Below are 8,829 nucleotides of genomic sequence, written 5' to 3'. Positions count from 1 at the left end.
TATAGTGGCACGTTTGTCAAGACCAAAATCGATGAATTTCTAAATGTATCAGGCAGCAGACATTGCAGCATTGAGCAGCAGTGCCGGGAAGTAGCGCTCTGCTGGCGGGACGTTCCCGATGGCTGAGTGGCAGCGCTGGAAGTTATACACGTTGATGTAGTTGCGGATGGCCTTGCGAGCCTCCCGGATGTTGCGGTACTGCGTGAGATAGGCTTCCTCATACTTGAATGTCCGGAACCACCGCTCAATCTTGATGTTGTCGGCCCAGCGGCTCTTGCCATCCATGCTCTGGCGGATCTTGTGTTCCTTGAGGAAAGCCTTGTACTCCTTGCTGGTGAACTGGCATCCTTGGTCGGAGTTGAGAATCTGCGGCTTTGCTATACGGAGCGCCTTCCTTACGGCGGCAATGACCATCCGGGTGTCCAGGGTATCGTCCACCTCCCAGCCAACAATGCAGCNGTACTCCTTGCTGGTGAACTGGCATCCTTGGTCGGAGTTGAGAATCTGCGGCTTTGCTATACGGAGCGCCTTCCTTACGGCGGCAATGACCATCCGGGTGTCCAGGGTATCGTCCACCTCCCAGCCAACAATGCAGCGGCTGTACCAGTCGATGATGGCTGTCAGATAAACGAAACCGTGCTCCAGGGGAATGTAGGTGATGTCGATGGACCATGCCTGGTTAGGCTGCTGAATATCCACATGCTTCAGCAGGTAGGGCATCACCTGCGCTTGTTGCTGCCGCTTGGAAAGGTTCATCTTCGGATAGATGACGTCGATGCCCATCTCGCGCATATAGCGAGCTGTCTTGCGTCGTCCGGCCTGATGCCCGAGGCGCTGCAGCTGCGAGGCCAGCTGCCTTGCGCCCCAGGCAGGATTGTCCGTGTGGAAACGATCGATGATGCGCTTGCATTCCAGCTCTTCATCTGATGGAGTGTTCTCTTTGGGGTGGTAGTATTGGCTTGTGCGGTTGACGCCGAGCAGCTTTGCTGCTTTCCGAAGGGAAAGCTCCTTGCACTCACTCCTCGAAAGGTTTTGGAGAATACTGTTTCTCGTAGTCCGGTCCAAGAATTTCCTCAGATTTTTTTTTCAACCAATCCACCTGCATGGTGAGTTGGCCAACTTTGCGGGCATAGGAGGCTTTCTCCTTCCGCTCGGTCTCGAGTTTTTGATTGAGGTTGTCCTCTCTGGAATCATCGAATATGATGCTTGCCTTGCTGAGAAACTCGTTCTTCCAGTTCCGCAAGAGGTTCGGCAGGATTTCGTTCTCAGCCGCCAGCGTGTTGAGGTCTTTCTCACCCTTGAGCAGCTCGATGACGAGATCGGATTTGAATTTCGACGTGAAATGACGGCGCGTGCGTGACATGATGATTATCTCCTTTTTCATTGATCGCCTCCAGTATACCACGAGATTCACATTAAGAAATAGTTTCGAAGTTGTCTTAATTCATAGTTCCATTATACTCTGCCGGCAACCATGCCCAAGGGGTGGCCCTGGGCGGCACCATGGCGGGCTGCAAATCCACGGTGGTCATGCCGGAAGCGGCTCCTTTGGCCAAGGTGGAAGCTACCAAGGGCTATGGGGCAGAAGTTGTCCTTTATGGGAAAACTTTCGACGCTTCCCTGGGAAAGGCACAGGAAATCCAAAAGGAAACTGGTGCATATTTTATCCACCCTTATGATGATCCGGCCGTGATGGCTGGCCAGGGTACCATTGGCCTGGAAATCCTGGAACAAAATCCGGAGCTGGACAGCATTGTGGTGCCTGTAGGGGGCGGCGGCCTGCTGGCTGGGATTGCGGCTGCAGTGAAGCAGACCAATCCCAGGGTCAAGGTCTATGGGGTACAGACGGAGCAGGCTCCGGCCATGTATCTCAGCAAAAAAGAAGGCTACTGGGTAAGCCATCCAGCCAGCAAAACCATTGCCGACGGAATTGCCGTGGGCCTGCCGGGAAAACTGACCTGGGAAGTCATCAACCAGTACGTGGATGATATGCTGCTGGTCAAGGAAGAAGACATTGCAGCTGCTATGCTGCTAATGCTGGAACGGGACAAGATGGTGGTGGAAGGTGCCGGAGCTACGCCGCTGGCAGCCATTCTGCACCATATCGTACCCGGTTCTGACAAGACCGCCGCGGTAATCAGCGGGGGCAATATTGACGTGAATACCATTTCCCGGATTATTGAAAAGGGGCTGATCCGCACAGGCCGCCGGATCAAGCTGACCACCTGGATGGCGGACCGTCCCGGGGAACTGGTAAAATTTATTACCCACCTGGAAAAACTCCAGGTAAATATCCTGTACATCAACCATGTCCGGGCCGACCGGTCCGTTGCCTTGGGAGAAACCCGGGTGGAAATGGATGTGGAGACCCGGAATCAGGAACACGTACAGGAAGTGGCGCGCCATTTGCGGCAAGCCGGCTATAAAATCGAAATCAAATAGAACTACAGGAAGAACTAGGAGGCTGGAATTATGGCAGAATTGGCTGCGATTATTCTTGCAGCAGGCAAGGGAACCCGGATGAAATCCAAGCTCCCGAAAGTATTGCATCAGGTATGCGGCAAACCCATGCTGGAACACGTGCTGGAAGCAGCAGATGAGGCAGGGGCGGACGATAAGGTAGTGATTGTGGGCTTTGGCTCCGAAAAGGTGACGGATTTTCTGGGTACCCGGGCCCGGGTGGCTATCCAGTCCGAGCAGCTGGGTACAGGGCACGCCGTGCTCCAGACCAGGGACCTTTTGGGTACGGAACCGGGAACAGCCCTGATTCTCTGCGGAGATACGCCGCTTTTGGAAGGGGCAGAACTGAAGAAGTTCTACGAGACCCATCTGGCAAGCGGGGCAGGCGTCAGCGTGCTGACGGCTATAGCTCCGGAGCCTTTTGGCTACGGCCGCATTCTCCGGAATGAGCTGGGCCAGGTAACGGGCATTGTGGAAGAAAAAGATGCCACGCCGGAGCAGCGGAAAATCCAGGAAATCAATACGGGAATCTACTGCGCGGAAATGCCTCTGTTGTTTAAACTGCTGGGCCATCTGTCCAACGACAACGCCCAGGGGGAATATTACCTGACAGATATCCTGGACCTGTGCCGGAAAGCGGGCAGAACCGTAGCTGGTATCCGCACCGAGGATTTTGACATGGTCATGGGCATCAACTCCCGCCGGCAACTGGCCCAGGCCCAAAAGGTCATGAACGCCCGGCTGCTGGACAAGCTGATGGACGAAGGGGTGACCGTGATGGACCCTGCCAGCACCTTTGTGGAAAAAGACGTAAGGGTGGGCCGGGACTCCGTGCTGTATCCCTTTACCTGGCTGGAAGGGGAAACGGAAATCGGGGAGGACTGTGAAGTAGGTCCCCAGGTCCGGCTGACCAATGTAAAAGTGGGAAATGGCACCCATATCCAATTTACCTACGGCCACGACTGCCAGGTAGGCAATGGCGTTACCATGGGACCCTACGACCATCTGCGGCCCAATACCGTCATTGGCGACAAGGTGAAAATGGGCAACTTTGTGGAAGTGAAAAATTCCACCGTTGGCGTGGGCACCAAATTGCCCCATCTCCAGTATATTGGGGACAGTGACATTGGCAGCGGGGTCAACATTGGCTGCGGCTGCATTACCGTCAACTACAACGGAAAAATCAAACAGCGCACCACCATTGAGGACGATGCCTTTGTGGGCTGCAACAGCAATCTGGTGGCGCCGGTAACCATCGGCAAAGGCAGCTATATTGCGGCTGGCTCTACCATTACCAAGGATGTTCCGGAGAATGCACTGGGGGTTGCCCGGGGCAAACAAGTGAACATTCCGGATTGGGCAGAAAAGTATCGCAAAAAATAACGGTTGTCTTATGCTTGAATGAGTTGTATACTTTGTAAGAGTATTAACAAGAATATAGCTGTGGGGGTATTAAAAGTATGTTGGGTGATAAAACAGGCGAAGACATGAAAATCTTTTCCGGCAACGCCAATCCTGATCTGGCGCGGGAAATCGCAGCTTATCTGGGAACCCAGGTAGGCGACGCTGTCATCAACCGTTTCAACAATGGTGAAGTACAGGTCATGATCAATGAGAGTGTCCGTGGCAAGGATGTATTTGTTATCCAACCTACTTGCGGACCTGCCGTAAATGACAACATCATGGAACTACTGATTATGTGCGACGCTTTCAAGAGAGCCAGCGCCAGACACATTACGGCGGTAGTGCCTTTTTATGGCTATGCTCGTCAGGACAGAAAAGCCAGAGGCCGTGAACCGATTACGGCAAAACTGATGGCTGATCTGATGACCGTGTCCGGGATTACCCGGCTGGTTACCATCGATCTGCACGCAGCCCAAATCCAGGGCTTCTTCGATATTCCCGTGGATCATATGCCCGGCGGCCCGATTCTGGCCGACTATATCAAAGAGAAAAACTTTGCTCCGGAAGAAATGGTTGTGGTTTCTCCCGACCTGGGCGGTGTGAGCCGTGCCCGGAACATTGCAACCCGTCTGAATTGCGGGATTGCCATTATCGATAAGAGACGCCCGGAACCGGGTGTTGCTGAAGTTATGAATCTGATCGGCAACGTAGACGGCAAGATTGCCATCATGGTTGACGATATTGTGGATACCGCCGGTTCTCTGACCGAAGGTGCCAAGGCCCTGAAGAAGTTTGGTGCCAAGGAAATTTATGCTTGCTGCACCCATCCTATTCTGACGGATCCTGCCCTCAGCCGGATTGCCCAATCCAGCATCAAAGAGCTGATTGTGACCAACACGATCCCGCTGCCTCCCAACAAGAAGCATCCGAAAATCACCGTGCTGTCCGTGGCTCCGATTCTGGCAGAAACCATTCTGCGCATCTACAATCAGTTGTCCATCAGCCAATTGTTTGAAATTTAACAGTAGTATCAAAGAAGGCTGCCTAAGCGCAGCCTTCTTTTCGTCAGTGCCCCTAAGAAATAGGGGAAAAGTATGATTGAGGAGTTAGAAAATATGAAGTTAGTGGTTGCCTTAGGCAATATCGGCAAGGAATATGAGGGGACCCGGCACAACATCGGATTTATGACCGCGGATGTGCTGGCGGACCGGTGGAAGGAACAAAGCGGCTGGCGGAAGGCGGACAACGCCTTTTACCTGGAACGGCGAATGCCGGAAAAATGCTTTCTCATCAAGCCCACCACCTACATGAACAGCAGCGGGGCTGCGGTTGCGGATTTTGCTAATTTCTACCATATTGCGCCGGAAGACATTTTGGTGGTCCAGGACGATATGGACCTGCCGGTGGGCACCCTGCGGATTCGCCGGAAAGGGTCTTCCGGGGGCCACAATGGACTGAAGTCCATTGAACGGGCCATCGGCAGTCAGGCCTATCCCAGAATCAAGGTGGGCATCGGCCACCCGGTGCACCAGGAGCAGGCGGTGATATCCCATGTTCTTCACCCTTTCCAGGGGGAAGACAAGGCCAAAATCCAGGAAGCGGTGAAAGCAGCTGCTGACGCCGTGGAAAAGTGGCTGGCCGGGGCGGAAATCAGCGACCTGATGCAGGAATTCAACAAGAAGGCAGCGAAAGAGTAAAGCAGCAGACAGCCTAAAGTTTGGAGAGGAGCAGCAGCATGCAGAAAATTCGTAAGGCAGTGATTCCGGCAGCAGGCTTCGGGACCCGGTTTTTACCGGAAACCAAGGCCATGCCCAAAGAAATGCTTCCCATTGTGGATAAACCCACCATCCAGTACATTGTGGAAGAAATCCGCAGCAGCGGCATTGACCAGATCTTGATTATTTCCGGCCATGCCAAGCGGGCCATTGAAGACCATTTCGATTCTTCCCCGGAACTGGAGCAGCATTTGTACGAAAGCGGCAAGGTGAACCTGCTGAAGGAAATCCGGAAGATTTCCGACATCAAGATCCACTACGTGCGGCAAAAGTATATGCGGGGCTTGGGGGACGCCATTTTGTGCGCCAAGGATTTTATTGACGGCGAACCCTTTGGGGTTATCCTGGGAGATGATATTGTCTATACCGGGGACAAGGAGCCGGCCCTGCGCCAGCTAATGGATCAGTACGACAAGACCGGAGGTACGGTGATCGGCTGCCAGACGGTGCAGCCGGAACAGGTATCTTCCTACGGCATCATTGACGGGCTGGCCACCGATGACCCCAACCTGCTGAAGGTGCGGGATATGGTGGAAAAACCCAGTGTGGAGGAGGCACCCAGCCGCTTTGCTGCCCTGGGCCGCTACGTGATTACCCCGGATGTGTTTGAGATTCTGGAGCAGACCCAGCCCGGGAAGGGAGGAGAAATCCAACTGACGGATGCCCTGCGGGTCATGGCCCATAACGAGGCTGTCTATGCCTACAATTTCCAGGGTCAGCGGTACGATACCGGGGACAAACTGGGGTATCTGAAGGCTACGGTGGAATTTGCCCTGCGCCGGGAGGATTTGGGTCCGGCCTTTAAGGAATATCTGCTGGGCCTATTGCAGGATAAGAAATAGGCGTACAGAAGTACAGCTGCTCTGAATGCATAAAATTCGCTTGTGGACGGGAAATACTGTTTGGCATAGACGCAGGTGTAGCTGTGCTCTCAAAAATGGTTATAAGCGAAATTTGGGCGGAATAGCCCTATAGAAAATTGGAAGGGGCTGTGAAAAAGTTAAACTTCCTCAGTCAGCCATGCTGGCTGACAGCTCCTTCACGCTTGAAGGAGCCATTCGTACCCGTAAGGTTTCCAGTGTTTATCAATACTAGCACTATAGTTCAGACATTAGTTGACTAGCAGTGGGCTAGTATGCCTCCGTCAAGCTGGTATGCTATGAATAAAGTAGACTGGCATATAGTTAAACCTCCTGGATTCGTTGAAAGGAGAGTATGTAAAATGTCTATATCGAAAGTCAGTGCAGAGGATAAATTAAAGGCTGTCAAAGCTGTTCTTGCTCATGAAGAATCACCAATGGTTTCTGCAAAAAGGTTAGGGGTTCACTGGAAAGCAGTACAGTATTGGGTAGATGAATATATAGGAAATGGTCCTGAGGTATTTAACAAAAGACAGGTTAAAAGTTATTCTGCTGATCTTAAGATCCAATGCGTAGAGGAATATCTTAAGGGCGAAACGACTATGTCCCAGCTGGTACAAAAATACGGATTAAAAAGTTCTCGTCAAATCAGAGACTGGTTAAAGAAGTATAATAGTCATGAGGAACTAAAAAGTTCGGGTACTGGAGGTGCCAAGATCATGACTAAAGCTAGACAAACGACCTTTGACGAGCGCGTTGAAATCGTAAAATACTGCATTGAAAACGGGAATGCTTACCATGAAACCGCTGAAAAGTTTAAGGTTTCCTACCAGCAAGTCAGAAATTACGTCTTAAAATATAATAAGTACAATACCGAAGGACTCATAGATGGGCGCGGACACAGGAAGCCAGTAGAAGTCCCTGAAGAAGCCCCTACAGAATATGAGTGTATGAAAGCTGAACTCAAACTGGCTAATGCAAAACTCAAAGCCAAGGATATGGAGATTGATTTCCTAAAAAAACTCGATATTGTGGAAAGGAGGCGGGATTCACACAAATAAGATATGGAGCCATTTATGAAGCCATTAAAGAACTGCACGCTGAAAAGAATTACCCTATTCTTGGCCTGTGCAAATTGGGAAAAGTGTCCCGGGCCGGCTACTACAAATGGCTTCATAGAGAGCCTTCAGCACGCGAAATTGACGACAAGGAAATTGCTAAAAGAATAGAAGAGATATACAAGGCTGACCCAGCTAAAGGGTACAGACGAATAGCTGATGACTTACGAGCCCCAAATAAGAAGATCTATCCTGACACGAAACCAATAGCAATTGGTGACGGTCGCGTTCTTCATCTTTGTCGAGTGATAAATATAAAGTCTACGATTAAATATGCCCCTAAGGGCTGCACCCAGCGTGCAATAGATCCTGCATACATTGCAGAAAATATCTTGAATAGGGAATTTAAAGCCGATGCCCCTAACCAGAAATGGTGTACTGACGTCTCAGAATTTCACTACTATGAGGGGGTAGTTGTGCATAAGGTATATCTGAGCGCGATTATTGACCTGTATGACAGACGAATTGTTTCCTATGTGATAAGCAACCGGAACGATAAAAATTTGGTATTCAATACCTTCAATAAGGCATTGTTGAAAAACCCTGGCGCGCATCCCCTGTTTCACTCTGACCGGGGATTCCAATACACCTGCAGGGATTTCCGCAAGATGATTCTAGATGCTGGTATGACGCAGAGTATGTCACGGATAGGAAAATGCATTGATAATGGCCCGATGGAAGGCTTCTGGGGCATGCTGAAAAGAGAACGGTACTATACTCGTGACTTCGACAGCCGTAAAGCTTTGGTAACGATGATTAATAACTACATGGAGTATTACAACAGTGGCCGTTTGCAGCGGAATTTGGGCCGTTTGACCCCTATGCAAAAACATAATAGCTACCAAATGGCGGCGTAGAGGTTTATATTATTAGGAACTGTCTACTTGACGGGGAGCACACCACTTGGACTGCTGTTGTGCGGAGAAGGCAGGCGGCCTGCGGCCTAGCGGTTCGCCGTATTCCAGTCGCCGGCAACCTTTCAGGTCCGGCTCCTGGACGGCTGTCGCAGGGGTCGTATATTCCATTTCTCTGTGGCCAGGGCCTTGAGAAATGGATACGACTCCCAAATGCATGGATAAACTTCCTCCGTCAGCCTAGCGGCTGCCACCTACCACAACGCTTTGCGCTCGCATCCAAGAGTCCACAGTTTATCAAAGGACTCTTGGCTAATGCGAGCCATGTGATAGCAGCCCAAGAAGCAAGCCCAAAATG

9 protein-coding genes are annotated in these 8,829 nt (G+C 51.3%); 7 read left to right on the top strand and 2 right to left on the bottom strand.

The window, feature by feature from the left end; genetic code table 11:
* Positions 1-48: 48 nt before the first annotated feature.
* Together C7E10_RS12200 and C7E10_RS12195 are read right to left on the bottom strand one after the other, a co-directional pair.
* A complete protein-coding gene (locus C7E10_RS12200; protein ID WP_200820170.1) occupies positions 49-1,065 on the bottom strand; it encodes an IS3 family transposase in 1,017 nt (338 codons plus the stop codon).
* On the bottom strand, positions 1,016-1,384 hold the full coding sequence (locus C7E10_RS12195) for a transposase (protein WP_105325519.1): 369 nt from the start codon (positions 1,382-1,384) through the stop codon (positions 1,016-1,018). The genes C7E10_RS12200 and C7E10_RS12195 overlap by 50 nt, the downstream gene beginning before the upstream one ends.
* A gap of 62 nt (positions 1,385-1,446) precedes the next feature.
* Here C7E10_RS12195 and ilvA point away from each other — a divergent pair, with 62 nt between their 5' ends.
* From ilvA to C7E10_RS03495, 7 genes are all read left to right on the top strand, one after another.
* The gene (gene ilvA, locus C7E10_RS03525; protein ID WP_420837395.1) at positions 1,447-2,442 is read left to right on the top strand and encodes a threonine ammonia-lyase; all 996 of its coding nucleotides are present in this window, start codon (positions 1,447-1,449) and stop codon (positions 2,440-2,442) included.
* A 30-nt stretch (positions 2,443-2,472) separates the two neighbouring features.
* Complete coding sequence (gene glmU, locus C7E10_RS03520) at positions 2,473-3,843, top strand: bifunctional UDP-N-acetylglucosamine diphosphorylase/glucosamine-1-phosphate N-acetyltransferase GlmU (RefSeq protein ID WP_105325966.1); 1,371 nt, start codon at positions 2,473-2,475, stop codon at positions 3,841-3,843.
* A gap of 77 nt (positions 3,844-3,920) precedes the next feature.
* Positions 3,921-4,886, top strand: a complete 966-nt coding sequence (locus C7E10_RS03515) for a ribose-phosphate diphosphokinase (protein ID WP_105325965.1) — start codon at positions 3,921-3,923, stop codon at positions 4,884-4,886.
* A gap of 93 nt (positions 4,887-4,979) precedes the next feature.
* Complete coding sequence (gene pth, locus C7E10_RS03510) at positions 4,980-5,561, top strand: aminoacyl-tRNA hydrolase (protein WP_105325964.1); 582 nt, start codon at positions 4,980-4,982, stop codon at positions 5,559-5,561.
* Between the two features lie 38 nt (positions 5,562-5,599).
* Entirely contained in the window at positions 5,600-6,481 is an 882-nt protein-coding gene (gene galU, locus C7E10_RS03505; RefSeq protein WP_105325963.1) for a UTP--glucose-1-phosphate uridylyltransferase GalU, read from the top strand.
* 317 nt (positions 6,482-6,798) lie between these two features.
* Complete coding sequence (locus tag C7E10_RS03500; protein ID WP_105325742.1) at positions 6,799-7,560, top strand: helix-turn-helix domain-containing protein; 762 nt, start codon at positions 6,799-6,801, stop codon at positions 7,558-7,560.
* Entirely contained in the window at positions 7,557-8,474 is a 918-nt protein-coding gene (locus tag C7E10_RS03495; protein WP_105325363.1) for an IS3 family transposase, read from the top strand. The genes C7E10_RS03500 and C7E10_RS03495 overlap by 4 nt, the downstream gene beginning before the upstream one ends.
* Positions 8,475-8,829 lie beyond the last annotated feature (355 nt).

Source organism: Acidaminococcus hominis (assembly GCF_900291475.1).
GTDB classification, from domain to species: domain Bacteria; phylum Bacillota; class Negativicutes; order Acidaminococcales; family Acidaminococcaceae; genus Acidaminococcus; species Acidaminococcus hominis.
This window is presented reverse-complemented; position numbering and strand designations above follow the sequence as displayed.